At 34.3% G+C, this 22,832-nt stretch carries 27 protein-coding genes and 2 pseudogenes; 23 read left to right on the top strand and 6 right to left on the bottom strand.

Features of this window, described 5'->3' with window-relative positions:
- Nucleotides 1-180: 180 nt before the first annotated feature.
- The 6 genes and pseudogenes from LS41612_RS13060 (at nt 181) to LS41612_RS13045 (ending at nt 2,667) form a co-directional block, all read left to right on the top strand.
- On the top strand, nt 181-876 hold the full coding sequence (locus LS41612_RS13060) for a S8 family serine peptidase (RefSeq protein WP_024361886.1): 696 nt from the start codon (nt 181-183) through the stop codon (nt 874-876).
- 19 nt (nt 877-895) lie between these two features.
- Nucleotides 896-1,288 (top strand): hypothetical protein, encoded by a 393-nt coding sequence (locus LS41612_RS13055; protein WP_024361885.1) that lies wholly within the window; start codon nt 896-898, stop codon nt 1,286-1,288.
- A gap of 4 nt (nt 1,289-1,292) precedes the next feature.
- Nucleotides 1,293-1,391: pseudogene (locus tag LS41612_RS23915) on the top strand (SAR2788 family putative toxin); the annotation flags it as partial.
- 36 nt (nt 1,392-1,427) lie between these two features.
- Nucleotides 1,428-1,802: a hypothetical protein gene (locus LS41612_RS23180; protein WP_137034858.1), complete on the top strand. Its 375-nt coding sequence runs from the start codon at nt 1,428-1,430 to the stop codon at nt 1,800-1,802.
- Between the two features lie 17 nt (nt 1,803-1,819).
- Nucleotides 1,820-2,191: a hypothetical protein gene (locus LS41612_RS13050; protein WP_024361884.1), complete on the top strand. Its 372-nt coding sequence runs from the start codon at nt 1,820-1,822 to the stop codon at nt 2,189-2,191.
- Between the two features lie 77 nt (nt 2,192-2,268).
- Nucleotides 2,269-2,667, top strand: coding sequence for a hypothetical protein (locus LS41612_RS13045; RefSeq protein ID WP_024361883.1), 399 nt, complete (start codon nt 2,269-2,271; stop codon nt 2,665-2,667).
- Between the two features lie 867 nt (nt 2,668-3,534).
- Here LS41612_RS13045 and LS41612_RS13035 read toward each other — a convergent pair.
- A complete protein-coding gene (locus LS41612_RS13035; RefSeq protein ID WP_024361881.1) occupies nt 3,535-4,104 on the bottom strand; it encodes a GNAT family N-acetyltransferase in 570 nt (189 codons plus the stop codon).
- Between the two features lie 770 nt (nt 4,105-4,874).
- On the opposite strand from LS41612_RS13035, the gene LS41612_RS13030 reads away from it, so the two are divergent.
- The 7 genes from LS41612_RS13030 (at nt 4,875) to LS41612_RS13000 (ending at nt 10,803) form a co-directional block, all read left to right on the top strand.
- Nucleotides 4,875-7,478, top strand: a complete 2,604-nt coding sequence (locus LS41612_RS13030) for a cation-translocating P-type ATPase (RefSeq protein WP_024361880.1) — start codon at nt 4,875-4,877, stop codon at nt 7,476-7,478.
- A gap of 147 nt (nt 7,479-7,625) precedes the next feature.
- Nucleotides 7,626-7,847 carry a WYL domain-containing protein gene (locus LS41612_RS13025; protein WP_024361879.1) on the top strand — a complete coding sequence of 74 codons (222 nt, stop codon included), beginning with the start codon at nt 7,626-7,628 and terminating at the stop codon, nt 7,845-7,847.
- Nucleotides 7,844-9,103: a Y-family DNA polymerase gene (locus LS41612_RS13020; RefSeq protein ID WP_024361878.1), complete on the top strand. Its 1,260-nt coding sequence runs from the start codon at nt 7,844-7,846 to the stop codon at nt 9,101-9,103. Before LS41612_RS13025 ends, LS41612_RS13020 begins: the two co-directional genes overlap by 4 nt.
- A gap of 11 nt (nt 9,104-9,114) precedes the next feature.
- Complete coding sequence (locus tag LS41612_RS13015) at nt 9,115-9,447, top strand: YolD-like family protein (protein ID WP_024361877.1); 333 nt, start codon at nt 9,115-9,117, stop codon at nt 9,445-9,447.
- The gene (locus LS41612_RS13010) at nt 9,440-9,787 is read left to right on the top strand and encodes a YhjD family protein (protein ID WP_024361876.1); all 348 of its coding nucleotides are present in this window, start codon (nt 9,440-9,442) and stop codon (nt 9,785-9,787) included. Before LS41612_RS13015 ends, LS41612_RS13010 begins: the two co-directional genes overlap by 8 nt.
- 269 nt (nt 9,788-10,056) lie before the next feature.
- Nucleotides 10,057-10,437, top strand: a complete 381-nt coding sequence (locus tag LS41612_RS13005) for a DUF7668 domain-containing protein (RefSeq protein ID WP_029747172.1) — start codon at nt 10,057-10,059, stop codon at nt 10,435-10,437.
- A gap of 57 nt (nt 10,438-10,494) precedes the next feature.
- On the top strand, nt 10,495-10,803 hold the full coding sequence (locus tag LS41612_RS13000; RefSeq protein WP_024361874.1) for a hypothetical protein: 309 nt from the start codon (nt 10,495-10,497) through the stop codon (nt 10,801-10,803).
- A 272-nt stretch (nt 10,804-11,075) separates the two neighbouring features.
- On the opposite strand, the gene LS41612_RS12995 is transcribed toward LS41612_RS13000, so the two are convergent.
- Entirely contained in the window at nt 11,076-11,624 is a 549-nt protein-coding gene (locus LS41612_RS12995) for a hypothetical protein (RefSeq protein WP_024361873.1), read from the bottom strand.
- A gap of 392 nt (nt 11,625-12,016) precedes the next feature.
- On the opposite strand from LS41612_RS12995, the gene LS41612_RS12990 reads away from it, so the two are divergent.
- The 7 genes from LS41612_RS12990 (at nt 12,017) to LS41612_RS12960 (ending at nt 17,114) form a co-directional block, all read left to right on the top strand.
- On the top strand, nt 12,017-12,859 hold the full coding sequence (locus LS41612_RS12990) for a polysaccharide deacetylase family protein (RefSeq protein WP_024361872.1): 843 nt from the start codon (nt 12,017-12,019) through the stop codon (nt 12,857-12,859).
- 106 nt (nt 12,860-12,965) lie between these two features.
- The gene (locus tag LS41612_RS12985; RefSeq protein ID WP_024361871.1) at nt 12,966-13,520 is read left to right on the top strand and encodes an RNA polymerase sigma factor; all 555 of its coding nucleotides are present in this window, start codon (nt 12,966-12,968) and stop codon (nt 13,518-13,520) included.
- A 7-nt stretch (nt 13,521-13,527) separates the two neighbouring features.
- Nucleotides 13,528-14,421: a DUF3298 and DUF4163 domain-containing protein gene (locus LS41612_RS12980; RefSeq protein WP_024361870.1), complete on the top strand. Its 894-nt coding sequence runs from the start codon at nt 13,528-13,530 to the stop codon at nt 14,419-14,421.
- 177 nt (nt 14,422-14,598) lie between these two features.
- Complete coding sequence (locus LS41612_RS12975; protein ID WP_024361869.1) at nt 14,599-15,123, top strand: SMI1/KNR4 family protein; 525 nt, start codon at nt 14,599-14,601, stop codon at nt 15,121-15,123.
- Between the two features lie 97 nt (nt 15,124-15,220).
- A complete protein-coding gene (locus LS41612_RS12970; RefSeq protein WP_051147711.1) occupies nt 15,221-15,688 on the top strand; it encodes a MarR family winged helix-turn-helix transcriptional regulator in 468 nt (155 codons plus the stop codon).
- Nucleotides 15,675-16,154, top strand: a complete 480-nt coding sequence (locus LS41612_RS12965) for a glutathione peroxidase (RefSeq protein WP_024361867.1) — start codon at nt 15,675-15,677, stop codon at nt 16,152-16,154. The genes LS41612_RS12970 and LS41612_RS12965 overlap by 14 nt, the downstream gene beginning before the upstream one ends.
- Before the next feature lie 219 nt (nt 16,155-16,373).
- A complete protein-coding gene (locus LS41612_RS12960; RefSeq protein WP_024361866.1) occupies nt 16,374-17,114 on the top strand; it encodes a lysozyme in 741 nt (246 codons plus the stop codon).
- Between the two features lie 45 nt (nt 17,115-17,159).
- On the opposite strand, the gene LS41612_RS12955 is transcribed toward LS41612_RS12960, so the two are convergent.
- A complete protein-coding gene (locus tag LS41612_RS12955) occupies nt 17,160-17,423 on the bottom strand; it encodes a hypothetical protein (protein WP_024361865.1) in 264 nt (87 codons plus the stop codon).
- Between the two features lie 274 nt (nt 17,424-17,697).
- Here LS41612_RS12955 and LS41612_RS12950 point away from each other — a divergent pair.
- Both LS41612_RS12950 and LS41612_RS12945 read left to right on the top strand, forming a co-directional pair.
- Nucleotides 17,698-18,087 (top strand): annotated as a pseudogene (locus tag LS41612_RS12950) (ester cyclase); the annotation flags it as partial.
- Between the two features lie 343 nt (nt 18,088-18,430).
- Nucleotides 18,431-20,131 (top strand): hypothetical protein, encoded by a 1,701-nt coding sequence (locus tag LS41612_RS12945; protein WP_024361863.1) that lies wholly within the window; start codon nt 18,431-18,433, stop codon nt 20,129-20,131.
- A gap of 394 nt (nt 20,132-20,525) precedes the next feature.
- On the opposite strand, the gene LS41612_RS12940 is transcribed toward LS41612_RS12945, so the two are convergent.
- Together LS41612_RS12940 and LS41612_RS23705 are read right to left on the bottom strand one after the other, a co-directional pair.
- Entirely contained in the window at nt 20,526-20,867 is a 342-nt protein-coding gene (locus LS41612_RS12940; protein WP_024361862.1) for a hypothetical protein, read from the bottom strand.
- A gap of 486 nt (nt 20,868-21,353) precedes the next feature.
- Nucleotides 21,354-21,482 carry a hypothetical protein gene (locus tag LS41612_RS23705; protein WP_255313812.1) on the bottom strand — a complete coding sequence of 43 codons (129 nt, stop codon included), beginning with the start codon at nt 21,480-21,482 and terminating at the stop codon, nt 21,354-21,356.
- 699 nt (nt 21,483-22,181) lie between these two features.
- On the opposite strand from LS41612_RS23705, the gene LS41612_RS23175 reads away from it, so the two are divergent.
- Complete coding sequence (locus LS41612_RS23175) at nt 22,182-22,322, top strand: hypothetical protein (RefSeq protein ID WP_158694860.1); 141 nt, start codon at nt 22,182-22,184, stop codon at nt 22,320-22,322.
- Here LS41612_RS23175 and LS41612_RS12935 read toward each other — a convergent pair.
- Nucleotides 22,319-22,750, bottom strand: coding sequence for a type II toxin-antitoxin system HicB family antitoxin (locus LS41612_RS12935; protein ID WP_024361861.1), 432 nt, complete (start codon nt 22,748-22,750; stop codon nt 22,319-22,321). The genes LS41612_RS23175 and LS41612_RS12935 overlap by 4 nt on opposite strands.
- Nucleotides 22,751-22,832 lie beyond the last annotated feature (82 nt).

Raw genomic sequence — 22,832 nt, 5'->3', positions numbered from 1 at the left:
TTTAAATTTTTTAAATATTCAATTAATATATAATTGTCGAGAAAAACAAAACTATTAAATTATTAAAGGAGGTATATATGAAAAAGTTTCTTTTTTATATTTGCTACCTTAATCATTATCTTAGTGTTTACTCATCATGTTGTATCAGAAAATCAGGAAGTCCAAAAGGAAAAGCTTAAGGTGGCAATTTTAGATAGTGGCATTAATGAAGAATTTTTGGAAAGTGGTATTGTTGATGAATTTAATGCTATCGACCCGACATCGCCGACTATTGATGAAATGAGTCATGGAACTCCAATTGCCAATATTATTGAAAATAGTGAGATAGACTTGATTGATGTAAAAGTTTTGAACAAGGACGGTAAGGGGAAGGCAGATGACTTAGTTAAAGCCATAGAATGGTGTATTGAGCAAAAAGTAGATATTATCAATATCAGCTTTGGATATCAAACGGAAAATTTAGCTGTCAAAACTGTTATTGGTAAAGCCGTTGCAAATGGAATTCTTATTATAGCAGCGGCTGGTAACACTTTCGGTTTTGGTGTTGATTATCCAGCAAAATATGATGAAGTGATATCTATTACTGCGACTGATAAAGAATTGAGACGACTTAGTTCAACAGGAAAAGGAAAAATTGATTTTGCCTTTGTGGGAGAAGACGTCGTAGCTATAGACAAAAATGGATATTATAGAAAATTTACTGGGACGTCCTTTGCAACTGCAAAGGCTACTAAATATATTTCCAGTCAAATCGTTGCACAAAAAAAATCGTTAAGTAAGGAATCAATAGTGGCACTGTTAAAGCAGCAAGCAAAAGATTTAGGTGAAGAAGGTTTTGATCGTGAATATGGATATGGGGTTATAGAAGATAATTAATAACGAAAGGAGATTATTTATGAAAAAGATTATCTCTATATTAATGGTTATTTTTTTAATTTTCGGTGTAACTATCCCGCATGCAGGTGCAAGTACGATTATTCCTATAAATAAGCTTTCTAACGAAAATAATGATGAAAAACAGTTTCAAAATGATATTGATACAGAAATTAAAGAAGCAGAAAAGGAAATAAGGAAAGAGATAGAAAAAGAAATTACAAATTTATATGGAAAGGAAACACTTGAAGATATTGAATCTTTGGACTTAGGCATTGAAATCCTTAAAAATGGACAAATTATTGTAACTCTTAATTTGAATACAAATGATTTCGAAGCTGGATTTGAGTTAGATATGTATCCAGAAAGCGATACTATTATCTTAACTAGTACCTTTATAGACGAAAAAAGGTGAAGAGATTCATAAAAAACTTGCCGCAGTTGTACATGAGAACAATGACGATGTATTTAAAGCAAGTTTACAAGACATCGAAACAGGTGAAGTTTACAATATTGACACAACTGAATTAAATGCTTCTGTATTACCGGTCTTTGTGTATGTTGTTGGAGGAGTTGCAATTCGAACAACTGCAAGATATGTTCTTGGAATACCAATTAAAAACTTATCTCATAGAGGCTTTAATAGTTTTGACTCTTTAAGAAAATTTTTAGGGAATGCTGGTACAAATAGACAATGGCATCATATTGTTGAACAATCACAAATTGCAAAGTCTGGCTTTAGTAAAACATCTATTCACAATACTTGTAATATCGTATCCATAGATATACAACATCATCAAAGAATTACAGGATACTATAATTCTATCCGGCCATATTCAGAAGGTAAACGAGTAAGGGATTGGTTAGCCGGAAAGAGTTGGGATTATCAATACGATTATGGTATAAAAATTATGGATAGACTACGATAATAATATGAGGTGATAATGTGCAAGATAAAAAAATATTAGTTGAAGAGTTTATTAATCATTGCTTGATAGCAGAAGAAACGCCGATGACTGGAGATTATAAAAGAGGAAATAAATCAAATAAGGCGTTGCTAGCTATTTTGGAGCAACTAAAGCAATCATCTGAACTTGCAACAGACGTGTTAGATGAGTTGTTTTTACATGAAAATCCTTTTGTCTTATATGTTTGCAGTATTTATGCAATTGTATTGAATTATCGTAGAGCTGATGCTGTAAAAATGCTTGAAAAGATTGCAGGGATGGAACAGAATATGACCAGTTTTGAGGCAAGCATAGTTCTTGAACAATATGAATCAGGTGAACTTTTTAAACTGTATGGCGTAAGTAAATAAGCTACCACTAAGGAAATGGCTCAGCGATAAATATATGAGGGTCTTTTTTCTAAATTAACTTAAAAGTGGTGATATAGATGGATAGTCAAATGTGTTTACTAATGGAGGTTCATGATTTAATTGAAGAATACTCTAAAATGGGTGATAGCCTACGAAATCCAGAAAACGCGATAATAGGCATAGAGGATGAGCTTAAATTAAGTGTTGAAGAAGTCAAAGCGTTAAAAGCAAATGAATTTGATTTTCATAGTATTTGTGGCATTGAAAAGATTGTTCGCGATCGGATGCTTTCAACCTTTTTTCACTTTTTCTGTATTGTAGATGGTGTTGGTGATCCTAAATTTAGAAAAGATAATACGGTGTGGTTAGGGCTAAAATTAGAACAGAGAGGTCTAGATGAGGAACGAGAGTATGAGGAATTTCTACATGATATGCTATATGAAGCATATTGGAAATGGCGAGAATTGAAATCTTAAGATTGTAGATTTGATTTGTGGATAGTTTTTAAAAATTCATACAGCTAATCAATAAAAGTACTTTAAACAAGGCTACATCTATCTGTTTAGAGTACTTTTATTGCATTAAAGTGGTTATAGACTGGGCTGTTTGCTTGGATACAAATGATGATAGATAAACGTTGCTATTCATTGCTAAGACTATAGAATGATAGCAGCCCTAAACAGAAAATGAAGAGTAATGTTAAAAAAATAAAGAAAATAGTTTTACTTTTCACGAAATTCACCTCTCTCTTACTTTTATCTGTTTCTGAAGTACCTCATAAATGTTCATATGTAAAACTACGTAATTTATATACTAGAATTAAATAACTGAAAAATCAAATAATTAAAAGTTGGAAAGGGTGCATTATATGTCTTACAAATATAATAAATATGTAAGTTTTATTACTGCAATAACTCTCCTTTTACTAATTTTATTCTTTACTAATAAAGTCAGCAAAGAGGTGTTTTTCCTCTTATTTGCTCCTCTAAGTATAGCAATGCTAATATTGGGATTTTTAGCGTTTAGAAACGCTTTAAAAGATAAATATTGATTTACATGCATCAGAAATCAAAAGACGATTAAAAAAGGAATGAAAACGGAGTAGGATGTCTACATTCATACAATAGAAAATAATAGCTTTTGCAAATGTCGGTAAGCTTATATGATCCTCTTGTTGATTACAAAGCCTGACTTGTTAAACTACTAATAGTAGGTGATGATGAGCAGATATTAAACGATTGTAAATTCGGTTTATGGAACCGTTTAACGCTACAAACATGTATGAAGATAAACAAATAAAAGCACGCTAAATAGAATAGTTCTGTTTAGCGTGCCTTTTCAATTTATTTATTGTACTCCTTGTGCAAAATGCTGTAAATTTCCAAATCAACAATACCTTTACCAGACCAGAAAGAAGCTTGTCTTAATAAACCTTCTTTCATAAAGCCACTTTTTAAAAGCACTTTTTTTGACGCATCGTTCATCGGCATAACCTCTGCTTGAATTCTATTAATGTTCGCTTCATCAAATAAAAATTTACAAATGGTTTGTACAGATTCCGTTGCAATGCCCTTATTCCAATAGTCCTCTGCTAAATAGTAGCCGATTGTTACCATATTTACTTTTTGGTTAAAATCCATCGCTTCGATTATACCGACTAAAGAATCTGGTTGATCTTTATAAAAAATCCCCCATTTCACTCTATTTCTTTTCGTGAAGTCACGTTCAAAATGACTAATCATTTTTTGGACAGTTTGAATATTGTGTTTCGGGATAATGCCACAATACTGAAATACTTTTTCATTATCGTAGATAGCGAATAACATGTCTAAATGGCTTTCTTCTATTTGTTTAAATTGTAGGTTGCTAGAATGTAATAATGGGAAGCTTTCAAAGATTTTTTCTACATTCATTGGATTTTCTCCTTTGCTTGTCATTTGGCGAAGTTGTTTTAATGATTTGGAATTTTCATTTGGTAAAGTTATTTAAATGAGTATGTATTCAATATTTTCTAGTTAAACCATTATATTGTAAAGTGGGAATTGAGTAAATCTAAAATAAAAAAGCTGCATCGTATAAAATACGCTACAGCTTCGAATTGGTTTGTGCCCTTTGATGGTGCTACTGAAAGCAGTATACCATAGATTACTAAATAATTGTGATATTTATGTATTATAAATCTTTTGAAATCAATGGAAGTACGTGATGCATTTTTAATAGCCAATAACAGGTGTCTGTCACTAGTAATTAGCTTTCTACATATTATGGAAATCTAGTCCTTGATAAGTTTTTTACCCATAGCCCCTCTTGATGCTGAACGTCGAGAGGGGCTTGTTATTTTATTTGCGAGAGCAAAGTTAGCTTTGTTAATCGGACAAAAAATTTAATCTCTCTATCAATTATTATCATACTGGATTAGGACACGGAATAGATTGTTATAGTTCTACTATTAGGAATATGGAGTCGAGAGCAAAAGAGCACATAATTTTTACTATTATGTAACAGAAATCACGGCTTGTAATAGAAAAAATACAAGTCAAAAGGGGCCAAGTGATAGAAACGACATTTTGATAGCTAAAAGACTGTGCAATAAAGATAAAGTTGTTTTCCTTCTATTGCAATAGTCCGCTCTATGTTGAATAACACAACTATTATTAATAATTTACACTGGAAGGAGAATCAAATGACACAGTATCATCAGCAGTCGTCCGTTGAAGTCATGAATAAACTGAATGTGACCAATCAGGGATTGAGTGATTATGACGTTCAAAAGAGGCAAGAGGTTTACGGGTATAATGTTTTAGAGGAAAGTAAAAAGGTAAGTACACTTGCCGTTTTTTTCGGCCAGTTTAAAGATTTATTAGTGATTATTTTAATGGTAGCGGCTTTTATTTCATTTCTATTAGGTGAAGTAGAAAGTACGATTGTTATTTTGATTGTTATTATTTTAAATGCAGTTCTGGGCACTGTTCAACATGTAAAGGCAGAAAAATCTTTAGGTAATTTGAAAGCACTGTCTTCGCCCATAGCGAAAGTAATGCGTAATAATCAAATAATAGAAATTCCTTCTGAAGATATCGTTGTGGGAGATCTTCTATATTTGGAGGCTGGAGATTATATAAATGCTGATGGAAGATTACTAGAAAGCCATAATCTTCATATTAATGAAAGTTCGTTGACAGGTGAATCATTAGCTGTCGCAAAAAGTGCCGATTCGATTAAGGAAGATGTAACCATTGCGGATAAGAAAAATATGGTCTTCACTGGAAGCTTTGTCACGAATGGACGAGGCGTTGTTATTGTGACAGCTATCGGAATGGACACGGAAATTGGGAAAATTGCTAATTTACTTGATACTGCAAAAGAAAAGAAAACGCCTCTACAAGTAAGTCTAGATCAATTTGGAGAAAAATTAGCTTTAGGCATCACAATGATTTGTGTTGTTATTTTCACAATTGATTTGGTTCGAGGCCGTGAATTAGTAGAATCGTTTATGTTTGCTGTTTCGTTGGCAGTTGCCGCCATACCAGAGGCATTAAGTTCGATTGTCACAATTGTCTTGGCTTTTGGGACACAAAAAATGGCAAAGGAAAATGCTATAATACGAAAGCTTTTTGCTGTTGAAAGTTTGGGAAGTGTTTCGGTTATTTGTTCAGATAAAACAGGGACTTTAACTGAAAACAAAATGGTTGTCCAACATGTATACGTTAATCAGAAAGTGATTCCACACGATCAACTATATATGAAAAATGCAATTGAGAAAGATCTGATTTTAAAGGCGTTATTATGTAATGATGCGTTGGAAAGAGATCATAAGGAAATCGGGGATCCTACTGAAATTGCCCTTGTGAAATTAGGAAAGCAGTATGATTTTGATGAATTACTTGTTAGAGACCATTGTCCAAGGGTGGCAGAGCTCCCTTTTGATTCAGATCGGAAGCTTATGAGTACGGTTAATCGGATTAATCAGCAAAGTATTATGATTACTAAGGGAGCACTAGACGTTCTGCTATTCAAAATGTCAAAAATGAATACGTCGCAAGGTCTAGTTAATCTGACGCAAGAACATCGAAAAAAAATCGAAGAAGTGAATCGAGATTTTTCAATGAATGGTTTAAGAGTATTAGCCATTGCATATAAGGAAGTAAGAGAAGGCCGTCCAATTACTGTATTTGATGAAAGAGATTTAATTTTTGTAGGATTAATAGCAATGATGGACCCACCTAGAAAGGAATCGAAGGCAGCCGTTGAAAGCTGTATTAAAGCAGGTATTAAACCTGTAATGATTACAGGTGACCATAAAATAACAGCCACTGCCATAGCCAAACAAATCGGGATTTTACAGGACCCATCCGAAGCGATTGAAGGAGCTGAAATTGAAGGTTTAACGGATCGCGAACTGCAAGAAAAAGTTCAAGATGTTTCAGTTTATGCTCGCGTAACGCCGGAACAAAAAATTCGTATTGTGAGAGCGTGGCAGGAAAAGGGCAATGTCGTTGCGATGACCGGTGATGGTGTCAATGATGGTCCCGCTTTAAAACAAGCTGATATCGGTGTAGCAATGGGGATAACCGGTACTGAAGTAGCGAAAGATGCATCATCTATGATATTAACAGATGATAATTTTTCAACGATTGTCAAAGCAATCTCGAATGGACGAAGCATCTATACGAACATTAAAAATGCGATTTTATTTTTGTTATCTGGAAATGCAGGGGCAATTTTTGTCGTTTTATATGCTACTATATTAGGTTTACCCGTTCCATTTGCACCTGTTCATCTATTATTTATTAACCTACTTACCGATAGTTTGCCGGCCATTGCCATTGGACTGGAACCAAATAATAAAAACACCATGAAGGACAAGCCAAGAGATATTCGCACACCATTGTTAAATAAAGCTTTTACGACGCAAGTTATACTGGAAGGTTTATTAATTGCAATTGCTACAGCTGTTGCTTTTGAAATCGGATTGTCAACAGGAGATACTTTAACAGCTAGTACGATGGCGTTTACTACTTTATGTTTGTCGAGATTAATTCATGGCTTTAATTCCAGATCGAAGCAATCGATTTTTGCCATTGGTGTATTTTCGAATAAATATACTTGGTTAGCATTTTTAATCGGTTTTGTTGCTTTACATGCCGTATTATTTGTTCCATCATTTACGGGTATCTTCGAAGTGGCCGCATTAAGTGGCGCCCAATTAGGCTTTATTTATAGCTTATCGTTTATGCCGTTTTTAGTTAATCAGTGGTTTAAACTATTGTTTGTCAGAAGTAAATAAGGCAACTTCATAAAGTGTCAGGCACCCAAATAGTGCTTGACACTTTTAATATTTCTTTAAATTCCCAGTTGTAAAAAGGAACGTACGTGCGTAAAATATAAATACAAACAAACGTTCTTTTTACGGACGAGGGGAGAAGGATGTTGGATGAAAGAACAGTTAATAAAAGCAATGCAACGCAATCAGTCAGTTCATATGATGTATGTATCCAAATGCGGTGAAATTACAAAAAGGCAAGTGAAAATCATAAAAGTTGTAAATAACTGCTTTTCTGCATATTGCTTCACACGACAAGCAAAGCGTACTTTTATTATCAGCAATGTTCTTGCAATTATTCCAGTTATAACACAAGAGCGTGATGTCGTGTGAATTATGAGGCGATGCCCAATAGACCTATTATGTGTATCGATATGAAGTGTTTTTACGCTAGTATCGTGGCGATGTTACATGGATTAGATGTTTTAAAAACACCAGTTGCAGTAGTAGCGAATTTTGACCAGCCAGGTAGCGTAGTGCTTGCTGCATCACCATTAATGAAAGAGAAATATAAAATCAAAACTGGCAGTAGACGTTATGAGATACCAAAACATCCTGACATTAGATTATTTGAGCCTAAAATGAGTTTCTTTATTCAAATGTCGATGACGATTACAAAATTGATCGCTAATTACGTACCTGTTGATGCGATACATGTGTATAGTGTGGATGAAAGTTTTGTTGATTTAACTGGCACGGAAAAGCTTTGGGGTTCACCCGAAGAGACGGCCAAGGAAATACAAAAGGCTATTCTTGACCAATTTAGTATACCTAGTGCAGTAGGTATGGGACCCAATATGTTAATCGCCAAATTAGCTTTAGACCTTGAAGCAAAGAAAACAGGTTTTGCTAAATGGACGTATGAGGATATTCCAAAGAAACTGTGGCCTGTTCGACCTTTATCTGAAATGTGGGGCATAGGAAAACGAATGGAGGCAAATCTAAATGCTATGGGAATACAAACAGTGGGTGGTTTGGCTAATGCAGATTTAGCAGAATTAGAAAAGTGCTTTGGGGTAATGGGCAATCAACTCTACTACCATGCATGGGGAATAGATCTATCTAAATTAGGGGAGCCGTTAATAACAAACGGAGCATTAAGTTTTGGTAAGGGTCAAATGCTGATGAGGGATTATCACACACGAAAAGAGATTGCGGTAGTGCTTCTAGAAATGTGTGAAGACGTAATGAAGCGCACACGTGATGCAGGGTTTGTTGGCCGTACAATTAGCTTAGGTCTTTCCTATAGTCATAATGCCATGACCAAAGGGTTTCATCGTTCGAAAACCATTGCAGTGCCGACAAGTGAAACGCTTGTGATGTATAAAGCTTGTATTGAATTACTGGATGAACATTTTGCTGGAGAGCCAGCACGACAATTATCAGTCAGAATATCCAACCTAGAGAAAGAGCATAGCATTCAATTGGATTTATTTGATGAACGTAAGCCGCAACGTCAGATAATTGGTCCTACAATGGATGCCATACGTAACAGGTTTGGAGCTACCTCAATATTAAGAGCCGTTTCTTATACAAAAGCTGGTACAGCTATAAAACGAGATCGCTTAGTTGGTGGTCATTTGGCATAGGAGTGATTGGAATGATAAAAGATAGAGGGACGATTAAATGGGCATCGATGATGTTGCCAGAACATTTAGAGCTTCTCAGAGAGTACAAAGAAGAGTATATGGAACAGCCAAGAGAATTGACTGAATGGGAACTGGAAGAACTACAAAAAACAATTAATCAAGCTTTTAATCAACAGTTGACCGTTACAGTAGAAGTGTGGAAGGACCATACAATCACACAATGGACTGGTATAGTTAAATCGATGAATACGAATGACCTCATACTTGAAACGCTACTTAAAACGGAGAGTATCCCCATCCCAAATATTCAATCAGCCCAACTGGATGCTGATTACTATGATTAAAGCCGATGAAAGACAGTTACTTCATAAGTATCTTTTGTTAGAGCTAGCAGTTAAATCATTACAGGTTGATTATTGTAAATTAGAGCAGTTTAAAATGAAAACAGTATTTCTTCCAATGATGGATTCATTACTAAAGGAGCTAAGACAAGAATATTTTAATCTCAAACGAGAACTTGCACAAAAACGTATACGAGTAGTAGGTTGGCAACCGATAGATGAATACTTTAGTGACGTACAAGTTGCTACTGCAGGGAATGATGTAGTACTCCGTTATGCAAATCAAGCTCTTAAATCACAGGTGGAGAAGCTGTTGATTAATCATATACGGCGCGTTGAATAAAGAGTGATGACAAAAATTCTTTCAACCTTTATTTATTAGCAAAACCGAAAATACTCCATTTTGCAAAGAGATTTGTCAAAATGGAGTTAATATTTTTAACTAAGTATAAGATTTTATAAAATTTGATTAGAGTCGTATACAACTAAAACACTCGCTAAGGCAAACCGAAAATGGCATTACACTGGTATCTCCAGTTCAAATAAATTTTCTCAAAAATGTATGATATTATACAGTTGAATGGAAAGAAAAATAGAATTGGGAGGTTCAATATGAAAAGTGAAAATAAACAATATGCCATAACTGTTATTACCAATATATTAAAAGTAATGCATAGTAAAGAATATGAAAAAATATTAAATTATGTGGATGAATCTAAAGTGTATGATATTGGTGATTTATTCCATTATGTCCAAGAAACATTAAACTTAAATGGATTGGATTCATTTGATGAATATGGAGCTCCATGTAATTTCCATCCCCAATACGAATATGCACAAATTAACTTTTATGAATTCAAGGACAACAGTGGATTTGCAGTTGATTATGATTTAACTTCAAATTCAAAACTGGCAGATATGTGTTTACAAATGGAGTTTTTATATACGGATAACGGATTAAAAAGTGTTTTTATCACAGTTGACCCACAGTAAAACAATAATTTGAAGAGTCGCAAATCAACTTATAAATCTAAATTTAAAGGAGAATATATGGAAATATACAATATGAATTTGAATATTCATTATTCTGCACCACAAGAAGTTTGGGATAAGTTGGAGCGTTTATATAGAGAAATGCCTAACTGGAACCACTTTGTAAACGGCTGTCCACAGTGGTATGGTTCAGATGGTAAATTGATAGAAGTAAGTATTGAATCAAGTGGACTACAATTTTATGCTCAATTGCCATCAGAAGAATGGAATGAATGGATTACATTATTTAAGAAACGCGCTACAAAATTATTGGGATATGAAGTGGGCGAACCAGAAGATGGTTTTGCATTTCATTATTATAATTAACTCTCAGATTGTCCATAAACGTAACTTGACAATACATAAGACACCTCGGTGTCTTTTTTATATTATCGACAATTCTTTGCAAGATAAAATTCAATCGTGACATAAGGATTAATGAAGGTCTTCATAACCATATCAACCTTGATACAAGAACAAATGTAAAGCGCATGTTTTGAAATCTTTTTTCAAAACATGCGCTTAAAGTTTGATAAAGAGTGCCATTTATTTGAGAGCGAACGAACTACCACCCGTAGCACGGTGTAATCGACTGACCATCAGGGAGAAAAGACCTCAGGGTTATCGTCTCGCCATGCGCCTATGCAGCCAATTAAACAGGCAGTGTAGCTTCTCATTACGCAATCGATTGCACTATCCGCATATTCAATTGCGATATTTATGTTCGGCTTGCGCCAAGCCAAAATTTGACCAGAGAACCCAGGCCACGCACATTTTTCATCCATTTCAGGTCGACCATATGCCTTTATTGACTCATCTGGTGTTGAGCACATCGTGATTCCCTTAGGAAGCTTTCCAGAAAACGGCTTTTTAATTCGGTCATCTGATCCAGGAGCAAGAAAATGTATAGCACCAATAATCCATTCATCTTGATTTGTATAGTGGAGTCCAGTCAAATCATTTATTTTTGAGGCACGATAAATATCAATGCGTATCGATGCTTTTACAGACCAAATAATATCGTCGTTGAAATAGCTGTTCGGGGAAGGCATTCGCTTGACATTGAATGATTGCAGCAAAGCTTGAACATTTTTAGGACTATATGGATGGCCAAGCATGTCAATAAGCTGTTCAGATGGTTCTTTCATGCATATTTCACTCCTTTTGCTTCGGTTCAAGGGAACAACACGAAAAAGGCATTCATCTCCTTGAGCCAACTTTTTAATACCCGTACCCCATGTGACGGGGCAAAACGATTGGCAAAGTATTCATTTTTATATTCTACATTACTTCTAATCTTCCCTTCTTCCACTATACGCCTGTCCGCCATTAATGCCGCATACTACCCACACTATCACATACCGAACTGTAGACCGCATCCACTGCGCATGATGAACACGTGATATTTATCAAGACTTTTCATGCTTTTTTATTGTCCTACAAAATAATTAAAATTTTTTTAGTTTCATTGAAACTTTTTCAACTCTCTAATTCTCTTCTATATTAAGAAAGAAAAAATAGCAAAGAAAGGTGTATTGGAATGAAAGCAAGGAAAAGAATTAGATGGACAAGATTTGTAGCGGTCATTTTGTTCTTTACTATCATGCTAGGTGCGGGATACTACTTTTTAGGTGGACAAGTTGAAGAGCATGGGCAAGCTGAAAATCTTGCAAGTGATAAGGCAAGATTTGAAGAAAATGATGATAGTGAGGATGTAATAGAGGAAGAAGGGACAGAAGAAGAGGAAGAAGAATTAGAGAATGAAACAGTTGCATTGAATCCTGACGGAAAATATATAGCACTTACATTTGATGATGGCCCGAGTGTCAAAGTTACACCACGCGTTTTACAAACATTAGCGCAGCATGAAGCAAAGGCAACATTCTTTATGTTAGGAAGCAGAGTTGAGATGTATCCAAATATTGCGGCACAAGTCGTTGCTGAAGGTCACGAAATAGCAAATCACACCTTTAGTCATCCAAATTTAAAGAAATTGACGCACAATGAAATGACAGAAGAAATCAATAAAACAAACAAAATTATTGAAGCAACAACAGGTGTAACTCCAACCTTATTTCGACCTCCATACGGGATATACAACCAAGATATTCTAAATTATACCGCGTCAGAAAATTATACTACAATTATGTGGTCTGTCGACTCGTTAGATTGGAAAAGTCGCAACCCAGCAGCTATAAAAAACGAAATTTTAAATCAAATCGCAAATAAATCAGTAGTGTTAATGCATGATATTCATACAGCAACAGCTGAAGCCTTACCAGAAATATTAATGGCATTAAAAAAAGAAGGATATGAATTTGTAACAGTATCAGAACTGTTATCGCTAAAAAGTGAAAAAGTCGATCCCTATTTCGGCAATTGATTGTGCAAAGGAAACGAATGTAGTCCATAAAACCATGACATAATAACAATGTTATTCAACATTCGTATATTGCATTCCCTAGTAACGTTTAACGGGAGGTGAGCCTTTGAATACTCAAAGAATCGAAGAGAAATTTAATGAAATTTATGACAAAACCTATCATCAATGTGTAGTGTATGTCATTAGCAAATGCAATCATACGAGTGTTATCCCGGATATAATACAAGAAACTTATATAGCGCTGTATCGAATACTAAAGGACAAGGGCATTGATTATCTAAAGAACCCAGAGGCTTATGTCATACGAATCGCTAAATCTAAAATCTACCAACATTATTCTTTAAAAGAAAAAGTAAAGCGTATCATACCGTTGTTTGATATAAATAAAGAAGATGAAGAATATAATCATGCAGATACGGACATAGAGCAATATGAAAATGAGATAGAGATGGCAATAGAAAACAAAGAATTATTATCTGACATTTGGAGCTTTTTGCAAACCAAACCTCAAAAAGTGCAAAAGGTATTTTACTTATTTTATTATGCTGAACTTTCAATTCCTGAAATTGCAAAATTACTACATTTAAATCAATCCACGATAAAAAATTATATTTACCGCACTACTCATGAAATACGAAAAAAGTTTGGGAAGGACGGTTGAGGCGATTATGAAGCAGCATGAACGAAAGGTATTAAAACGTGTTATAGAAGAAAACTTATTAAATAAGGAAAGGATACGAAAAAAAGTATTAACAATGGCTGAAAATGAAACGATGCCCAAGAAGAAAGATTTTTTAACGTTTTTTAAAATGAAGTTTATCGTGATTCCTTTAACGGCCTGTCTACTATTCATGTTCTTTGTAAATCTAAGTCCGACTTTTGCTCTGGCAATGTCAAAGGTTCCTGTATTAGGAGCAGTAGTAAAAGTGATTACGATTGATGAATATATAGAAAAGACAGATTCGATTGATGCACATATTAAAATTCCTCAATTCTCTGATATAGGGAATCCATCATTAGAAAATCAGATTAATACGATGATTAAGGAAAAAATTGAGAGCCTTGCTGCGAAAGCAAAACAGGACTCAGCGGAATTTAAGAAAAACTTCCTTGGAGAGGGCGAGGATGTAAGGGATATTAATGAATATACACCTAGCACATACAAATTTGATTATGAAGTAAAAAGCTCAAATGCAAAAATCTTGTCATTTATCATTAATGAAACAGAAACTACAAATGGATTAACATTTGATACAAAGTATTTTTATAATATTGATTTAACAACAGGAAAGGAACTAACGTTAGAAGATTTACTAGGAAAAGATTACGAAAAAATAGTTGATCCAGAAATAGAGCGTCAAGTGAAGGAACGTGCGAAGACCGATGAAAATCTTTGGTCGTACTATCAAGAATATTATTCTTCAAAGGGAGATGGTGGAATAGACGAATATACGTCAAAAAACTTCTATATTAATGAACAAGGAAATCCAGTCATCTTTTTCTATGAATATTACATTGCTCCACCCTATGCTGGTCCACAAGAATTTGAGATTAAACGCTAAACATATTAAAACAACAGAGAAAACCCAGTTCCCTCTACAAAAGGTACTGGGTTTTTATAGTATTTTGTCGATAAAGTAACTATATTGCAAATATTATCATTATTTCTGTTTTAACGAAAATTACGAGGTACTACATCTCCTTGGTGGGTAAACTATTAGAAATTAGGTGAAGATAATATGTCGATTGAATTAATCTTAACAGCATTAAATAAAAGGTTAGATAAAGAGAACAGCATTATCATACAAAGGGAGAATGGAGAAATTTTAAATGTAACCTGTGATTGGAATTGTCCAATATCAAATCATGAACTACTACAGGAATTCACTTTAGAAACTCAGCATGTTTTACCGACGGAATTGTGCTTATTTTTAAAACATAGTAATGGAGCGAAATTATTTAATGATAATGGTCTTGGTTATGATTTCTTTGAAATATTTAATTTAAGCCAGATATTAAATTATATCCATGAATATGAGACCAATATATACTATCAAAGTGCCTATGATAAAAATTGGTTTATGATGGGTAATTATAGAGGATATGGTGATTATATGTTCGTTGATTCTCAAAAAGTTGCTAATGGGGAGGATGATTATCTTATCTTTGTTCATGAAGGAGACATTCAAAGGTTACCTATGAACTTTGAAACTTGGCTGGACAGATTTATTGTTACACAGGGAGCTAGATATTGGCTATGGTAATTGCAAGTTTCATTAGTATTTTAAACAGTTCAATAAATTGACATATACATCGCATACGATATAAAATAAAAATACATCGTATGCGATATATTGTGAGGTGAAAAAAATTAAAGCTTTCTTACTTGAAGATCAACTATGTTTTGCTGTATACAAGGCAGCTAACCAATTTACAAAGTTATATCGGCAAGTGCTGGAGCCATTTGGTTTGACATATCCACAGTATTTGGTGCTACTTGCTTTATGGGAACAAGATAGTCTAGTGGTGAAACAAATTAGCGAAAAATTGAGTTTGGGCATAGGCACGTTAAATCCAATATTAAATAAGCTTGTTGATAAAGGATGGGTGACGAAAGAAACATCGTCTAAGGATAAACGTGCTGTAATTATTTCTTTGACTGAGAAGGCAAGAGCAACTGAAACGTTGATTACAGAAAAGTTAGTGGAGAAAATGGCACATTGTGATGCTTTGACAGTAATAGACGGTGATTTAAGGGCACAGTTGCAAAATTTAAATGAATTATTAACTCAATTAAATAACATGGAGGTAAAAGATGAGTATTTATGATATCAATGTAACATTAGAAGATGGTTCAGAATATAGTTTAGAAAAATACAAAGGTAAAGCTTTGTTAATAGTCAACACTGCAACAAAATGTGGTTTAGCTCCACAATTTGAAGAATTAGAACAATTGTATACTTCTTATCGAGATATGGGGTTAGAAGTGCTAGGTTTTCCATCTAATCAATTTAAGCAAGAAATGTCTTCAGCGCTGGATGCCGCTGAAGCTTGCCGTTTAACGTATGGCGTTACATTTCCTATGCATGAAATTATCAAGGTAAATGGTAAAGAAGCACATCCTCTTTATAATTATTTAAAAACGCATTCGAAAGGCTTCTTAGGAAGTAATATTAAATGGAATTTCACAAAGTTCTTAGTTAATCCAGAAGGAGAAGTAGTAGCTCGATTTGGTCCAACTGATAAGCCAAAAAGCATTGAGTCGGATATAAAAAAAGTTTTGAATTTACACTAATATTGAAACAGCGAAAAATGCGGTTTTAACATTTTCAAAAGCCCTTCCTATTATGGAGGGCTTTTATTTTGAATGTGGGTATTCCAAAAGCTTCATATTGTTACTTAATTGTATAAATGACGATTATATTTCCTTGTTCTGTATCTATGTAAACGTTCGGATATTAAGAATTGAATAGACTAGAGAAGGAGCAGAAAAAGAAAGGGTGATAATAGATAGATGGAAATTTCAAATAATGCACTAAATCTCATAGCGAAGTGGGAAGGGTTTCGCTCCGATGCCTATATAGGTCCTGACAATGTTTGGACCATCGGCTACGGAACAACAAAATGGCCAAGTGGCAAAGCAGTTGAAAAGGGGCAAACCATTACAAAAGAAGATGCGTGGGAACTATTACGAAAGCAAGCACAAGAGCATGCTACTACCATTGAATACTATGTTAAAGTGCCACTTAACCAAAATCAGTACGATGCACTGGCAAGTTTCCAATATAATTTAGGACGATATATTTTAAGAAATAGTGCCCTATTAGTATATTTAAATAATAAGCAATGGGAACAAGTAAGCAAAGAAATGCTATTATACTGTAATGCTGGTGGAAAAAAGCTACAAGGGCTTGTGAATCGTCGTCTAGACGAAATTGCCCTTTTTTTAAAGCCTGTTGTTATAATAGATGTAAGTAAAAAAATAGAATATATTGAGATTGACAAAGAGCCAAAGAAATTCCGTATTCAAAGTGGGAAATATAATAGTCAAGAGGCAATGTTAGCTGCGATGAACGACGCATTAAAACAATATTATTTAGCGTATGCAGAACCAGTAAAAGGTAGCTCAAATGAAAATGGCTGGCGTTTTATAAGTGGTTGGTATAACGCAATAGAAGAAGCAAAAATCATTGCCGAGCGCGCTATTTTAGCAAATAAATTAAGTTACGCAACGATTCGTGGGACAACGCTTTAGGGTGTCAGGCACACAAACAATTCTGAATTGTTTGTGTGCCTGACACTAAACTTTTCTTGAATGTTTAAGTTTATGTAGTTCCTTTGTTAAATATTGAACTTGTTTTTCTAATTCATCAATTTTGTTTGAATTATTATTATTATTATTATTGTTGTTTGATTTCTGTGCTTCCTCCAATGCCATTATTGCTGCGATAGTAGCTAAGACATCTCCTAATGTAGTAATAATTCCCGCAATAACTGCTAGCTTAGCAGCATCATTTTCCATACCCGCTAAAAGATCAGTAAAATTATCCTTGTTTTTACTCATCTTTTCACCTCCCTAACCGAAAATCCTTATTACATCTTATTCCTTATCCATTTTTTAATTCGAGAGTTTAAATCAAAAGTTAGGCATAAAATGGTTTAGCTCCTATATTAAACACTTTTGCCAATGGACAAAGTGATGATTTTGAGTACAAAACAAGACAAGATAAACGTTTCAATTTATAAGCGTTCGCATTATGATTAATCATGGAAATATTTAATGATCTTCACCAAAATATATAGTAAAGTTCAGTGGAGGGTTCAAATGACACCAAAGCTTTAAAGAAGTACGTTCGGGGCGTAATCCAGATTACGCAGTGGAATTAATGGCAGAGCAAGTATTGGCCCACCAAGTAATCTCTGAAGAGGAATTAACAGTACTAAGAACGCCTAAAGAATACGCTGATCATGTAAAAGAAATGATAGAGGCTTATGGTGACTTCTCATTAGAAATTCAAGAGTTGATGGTCCAAGATTTTAAAGTTTATGTTCGCTGGAAACAGGTTGGCAAGCATATTGGTGAAGTTGATGGATTTCAGCCTACAGGTCTTCCAGTCATTGAAATAGCAAGTGCTGTATACCGCATTGAAAATGAAAAAATAGCAGAATATTGGATTCAAATTGATCGTGCTGGTATGGAAAAACAACTGGAACGCAATAAAAATTAATAACACCCCTAGTGTTTGGAAATATTTTGGGCAAACCGACCGCTTTCTCTTTTATAATCTAGTGCTAGAATTAAATATTCGATTTAAAAACAGAGTTAATTCTACATAGATTAATTCTGTTTTTTGTATTGCTTGGTCAAGCTTAAAACTTCGAGAGATCAGGTTAATGATATTACATATTATGGATTTAAAAGTTTAACATGTATAATAAAGGGGTATTAAGGTAAATATTTCTATTTATGTATTAGCTTCATAATAGAATGATAACTGACCAGTACGCTACAATTATAAATCTTGGCAAAATGTATATTTATTAACGATGAAAAAATAGGAGTGATTTGATTTGACACAATTTACAGCATTACAAGAAGCTCATGCCTTCGCAGAGGCATTTCTACTAACTACTGAGCCGTCATCTTTAAAACATCCTTATAAAAAGGATAAAGGCCGATATCCACGAGTACGAAAATTTATCCAAAACTATTTATTAAATGGTTCTAGTGAAACATTCAATTCCTCTCCAATACAACAAGGTGTTGGGCAATTAATGATGTTTTGTGCTCAGTTCGCCCAACAAAAGGCTCAAACTGGAGAACGTGATGAAGTTTACAAGGAAATTGTTAATATAATTATTCCAAAACTAATCGATAAAGCATTAAATTTCCCAACAAATCCAATTGATCAATTAGCAGGCTTAATTTATTTAGGTGCAGCAATGCTAAAAAAGTTAGATGAAACACAGAGCGATGTTTCCTTTTCTAATTTAGATGCGTTGTTAGCGCAATACCGAAACCATTTTGCTAATGAAGTATTAAATTCTAAAGAATACCATATTATTATGTACTATCGTACGCCATCTGCTTGGACATATGATGATGTAGAAAAATCGTACCGTTTTGCTACGGGGCCATATGCCGGTCAAATTGCCTATTGGATAACAACGGCAGAGCCATTAACAGATCCACAGAAAACTTACTTAGATAAACAAACAGTTCTTGATGATGGAGGAAAGGTTGTGTTTGCTGGTATTCAACCAGGAACTAGTAGTAAAAATTATTTGAACCATCATGCAGATTTTAATACGAAAAACCAAAGATTTATTCTGAATTCTTCGCTGAATGCGATTGCGTGTTGGATGGCAGCACATATATATGATGTAAAGGTTCATGAGACTGGAGCTTCCTTAGAACCTGCACATAATTTGAAAAACGCAATTCGTGATGTACTTAGTTATACTCAATGGGGAATCAATACTTCAGTGGCTAATGCCTCTAAAGGTTGTTTCCAGCAAGAGCCCTATAACAATTCATTATCTGCAAAAAGGGTTCTTCCAGTGCATGGGTTTTCTGAAGTGAACCTGACAAATAATATGTTACGTGCCCGATTCGATTCTCCAGCATATAATGCATTTGCTATAACATTCTTGCAAATCTATGCAAGCTTAATAGAAAATCCGACAGCTTCATCATGGAACAGTCTTGTTCCTAATAACGATTCGGATTCGGCAGTTATGGTTACGCAGTTAATTAATACTTACGAGGCTATTTTTGATAACTATGCAATTATTAAAAATAACCTAATTAGTCATTTGTTTAGCCATGCTAAATATTGGGGAATGTACATTCCTGAGAATGCCATGTTGGGTTCATCAGAATTAATGAAGAATCCATGGCAAATGCCTAATAAAGGTGAGGGCATCAATCAAGCAATGATTGGATTATTTAATGTTTATCCTGGCGTTACGGGGCAAGGTTCTACAAGCATTGATAATAAAGTATCAAAGGCCATAAAACTGCAACTTGATATTGGGCAATCATTACATGGTCAAAGTAAGTTTCCTTCCCATGGTCGTTCAGGTCTTTGGGATTTAGCCCGCCTAGATATATTAGCCGATGCTTGCAATACAAATGGGACTGTTGATTTAGCTACAGACCTTACTACGACTGATAAAGAATCTCCAAACTGTGCTGGAGCACGACGAGCATTCTACGCTTTAGCGATGGCATTAGTAGTGGATCAATCTAACAATTTTACTTTAAATTAATAGTTAAAGCTCACTACGGATAAAAGGGTAATAAACAAACGTAAGTTCTTTTTTGATTCACAAGAAATATGGAACGGGATGCTAGAAGTGAGCTAAATCGACATTAGAATCTTAGAGAATTGCATGCCTTTATCAACAGGGATAGGGGGTTTTTAAGAATCCGTGAGCAATGCTTTTGCTAGTTTAGCTAAAACATGTCGTTTCTTGCGCTTACCCGGGAAATTTTTTTATTTCCTGACCTTACAACCATATTTCCAATAAGACATTAGGAATGTTCAAATAGAGCTAAAAATAACGAAAGGCATAAAGAGTGCACTTCTTTATGCCTTTTGGTCAACAATATAAGCATGTAAAAAATAGGGCTTATACGTTTTTAACCCTTAGATTTATAAAATTAAAGAATTTGTGTTAATTCTGAGTTCACAAATCTTTGAGCATCAATGATAACACCTGATGCTGTTCGCCCGTAAACGCTATATAATCCACCAGTTTGATTCGGAGCAATTTCAACTTCATATTGGAACGAACCAGCTACACTTGGTGTTACAAAAGTAGAAGCATTTGCAGCGGCTAAAAAAGGAGTTGTAGATAGTAATTGTCTTGTGCCATTAAGTCGATAAACGCGGACTACTCCAGATAGAGAACCTCCAGTTAGATTAAGAATTTTGACACGCACACTAGAGGCATTAGCTGGTAGATTACCTGTATTTTCAATTGGACCAGTAGTTAAAGGCATATATATTCACCTCCTTCAAACAAAAAGTTATAATCTGCAGATTACATTTTTATAGTATGCAATGCTCTGTTACATTCTCTAGTCATATTAACCAAGTCTTTTTTAATAAAAATTAAATAGAAAAACTAATAAGTGAAAATATAAACAAAGGTGAGACTGTCTAGCAAGGCATAATACCTGATAGAAACACCTAATGAGAGGGAAATATAAAAAATTATCAATAGTTAGTGATGGCGTTCAAACTGATGATTCTATTCGTCTGAAGGTTGTGTAGTGGTGCAGTCCACCATAATTCAAGACAGTGGATGTGTTGTCAGAAATATTGTCAATTTGTTCAAATTGAGAAATATAATCTTGATAAGTTTGGAGGCAATGACTTCTTAAAATAAGTTCATAGTGGTTTCAGTGAGGACAAAGGTTTTCAACAAATGGGGAAAGTAAAAAAATATAGAGCGATTACTATCGCTCTAGAATACTATTATATAATTAAAATTCCTTGTTTCTTTCAAGCTCTTCAACTCGTTTTTCTAATTTTTTAATTTTCTTTTCATTAATACCAGTAATGAAGAAAGCTGCAATCGCTATTGAAATAGTAAATATAGCAGAAGAATCCATTGTAATACCTCCCAATATTTTTAATTAAATTATAGCAAATATAACCACAACTCTCCCTGCTGAATTACAGGTACTTGCTTTTGAGAGTAAGCTAATGATTAATTTGTTTTTCAATGGTAAAATTAAACTGTTGTACAAAGGGGGTGTAATGCGTGGGGGAGTTCTTTATTGCAATAGTAATTTTAGTCTTGATAGTAGGGATTATAATTACCTTAAAAAAGATAAGAAGTACTAACTATAGTTCTACCAATCGAAGCCGTTCTAACTATTCAGGAAATAATACAACTGATTTTATTTCATCAGGTTCAGTCTTTTCGTTACAAGATACAGATAGAAATGATTGTTCAGACACCACTTCAAGTAACAGTGATTCTGGAGGTTCTTCGTGCGATTAATTTTTAAGTCGTTTCCGAATCGGAAATGGCTTTTTTATATTAAAATAAACTTCTATTTAATTGGTGCACCTATTAATCGCATCTCAATGACTTTCACTTTTACTCAGGGCTTGTGCCGGGGGGAAGAACGGAGCGATTACAACATGTACAAATTAAAAATATAGATGCGACAACTCTGATACGATGGTATAACAGGAATGTTTAAATTATTGTAATCTACCGTATTTAGTAAGGACACGTACAAAACGACACTGTGCACATGAAATGATAATTAAATATTCGTCAGTTTGAAGAAATGGTATATATGGATGATGAAAGTCGATTGAAGCTAGAGCAGATGCAGGTGAATATTGATAAAACCAAATTGGAGATTGAAAAGCTTGGTTCTGATCAACAAAATAAACCTATAGAAATTAATATTGTCAGCAAAAAAAAGCAACCTTAATTGGCTGCTTTTTTGTCGTTTTGTTCAATACCAAGAGCTTCTTTAAGGGATGCTTGAAGTATCTGAGAGAAGTTTAAACCGGCATCTTCAGCTGCATCTCTTAACCAGCGAGGTAGCGTACAGTTTTTAGTTACTGCTTTGTTAGCTGCTTCGTTACGGTATGGGGGCATATAGACGTCAATAAATACAGTTCGATCAGTAGAATCTAATAGCTCGATGCTTTCTGGAGTAGAAGGTGCAGGAACAGGTAAGTCCTTTTCTTCTAATTCTAAAATACGAAATGCCAACATTTCTTTAGCTTCTCGAATACCAGAAGTAATATTTTCGGCCAGGATGGCAGTTCCTTCGAAATCAGGGAAATACATTCCTAAACCACCTTCAGCAACTTCAACAACTACAGGAAAGATAAAATGATTTGGGTAACTCAACTTAAAACCTCATTTCTGATTTAGTTTTATTTAATTATTATTTGTTTTTTCATACGAGGTAAGGTAATAAGCAAAGCAGAGG

Origin of the sequence: Lysinibacillus sphaericus, assembly GCF_002982115.1 — a bacterium.
In the GTDB taxonomy this organism is placed as follows: domain Bacteria; phylum Bacillota; class Bacilli; order Bacillales_A; family Planococcaceae; genus Lysinibacillus; species Lysinibacillus sphaericus.
Note: the sequence above shows the minus strand (reverse complement) of the source record. Positions and strands in the feature narration are given on the sequence as shown.

What these genes read in the sequence shown, in the direction of transcription:
- LS41612_RS13055 (WP_024361885.1), top strand. Translation starts at nt 896, where the DNA reads ATGAAAAAGATTATCTCTATATTAATGGTTATTTTTTTAATTTTCGGT.
- LS41612_RS13045 (WP_024361883.1), top strand. Translation starts at nt 2,269, where the DNA reads ATGGATAGTCAAATGTGTTTACTAATGGAGGTTCATGATTTAATTGAA.
- LS41612_RS13035 (WP_024361881.1), bottom strand. Translation starts at nt 4,104, where the DNA reads ATGAATGTAGAAAAAATCTTTGAAAGCTTCCCATTATTACATTCTAGC.
- LS41612_RS13030 (WP_024361880.1), top strand. Translation starts at nt 4,875, where the DNA reads ATGACACAGTATCATCAGCAGTCGTCCGTTGAAGTCATGAATAAACTG.
- LS41612_RS13025 (WP_024361879.1), top strand. Translation starts at nt 7,626, where the DNA reads ATGAAAGAACAGTTAATAAAAGCAATGCAACGCAATCAGTCAGTTCAT.
- LS41612_RS13015 (WP_024361877.1), top strand. Translation starts at nt 9,115, where the DNA reads ATGATAAAAGATAGAGGGACGATTAAATGGGCATCGATGATGTTGCCA.
- LS41612_RS13010 (WP_024361876.1), top strand. Translation starts at nt 9,440, where the DNA reads ATGATTAAAGCCGATGAAAGACAGTTACTTCATAAGTATCTTTTGTTA.
- LS41612_RS13005 (WP_029747172.1), top strand. Translation starts at nt 10,057, where the DNA reads ATGAAAAGTGAAAATAAACAATATGCCATAACTGTTATTACCAATATA.
- LS41612_RS13000 (WP_024361874.1), top strand. Translation starts at nt 10,495, where the DNA reads ATGGAAATATACAATATGAATTTGAATATTCATTATTCTGCACCACAA.
- LS41612_RS12995 (WP_024361873.1), bottom strand. Translation starts at nt 11,624, where the DNA reads ATGAAAGAACCATCTGAACAGCTTATTGACATGCTTGGCCATCCATAT.
- LS41612_RS12990 (WP_024361872.1), top strand. Translation starts at nt 12,017, where the DNA reads ATGAAAGCAAGGAAAAGAATTAGATGGACAAGATTTGTAGCGGTCATT.
- LS41612_RS12980 (WP_024361870.1), top strand. Translation starts at nt 13,528, where the DNA reads ATGAAGCAGCATGAACGAAAGGTATTAAAACGTGTTATAGAAGAAAAC.
- LS41612_RS12975 (WP_024361869.1), top strand. Translation starts at nt 14,599, where the DNA reads ATGTCGATTGAATTAATCTTAACAGCATTAAATAAAAGGTTAGATAAA.
- LS41612_RS12965 (WP_024361867.1), top strand. Translation starts at nt 15,675, where the DNA reads ATGAGTATTTATGATATCAATGTAACATTAGAAGATGGTTCAGAATAT.
- LS41612_RS12960 (WP_024361866.1), top strand. Translation starts at nt 16,374, where the DNA reads ATGGAAATTTCAAATAATGCACTAAATCTCATAGCGAAGTGGGAAGGG.
- LS41612_RS12955 (WP_024361865.1), bottom strand. Translation starts at nt 17,423, where the DNA reads ATGAGTAAAAACAAGGATAATTTTACTGATCTTTTAGCGGGTATGGAA.
- LS41612_RS12940 (WP_024361862.1), bottom strand. Translation starts at nt 20,867, where the DNA reads ATGCCTTTAACTACTGGTCCAATTGAAAATACAGGTAATCTACCAGCT.
- LS41612_RS23705 (WP_255313812.1), bottom strand. Translation starts at nt 21,482, where the DNA reads ATGGATTCTTCTGCTATATTTACTATTTCAATAGCGATTGCAGCTTTC.
- LS41612_RS23175 (WP_158694860.1), top strand. Translation starts at nt 22,182, where the DNA reads ATGGATGATGAAAGTCGATTGAAGCTAGAGCAGATGCAGGTGAATATT.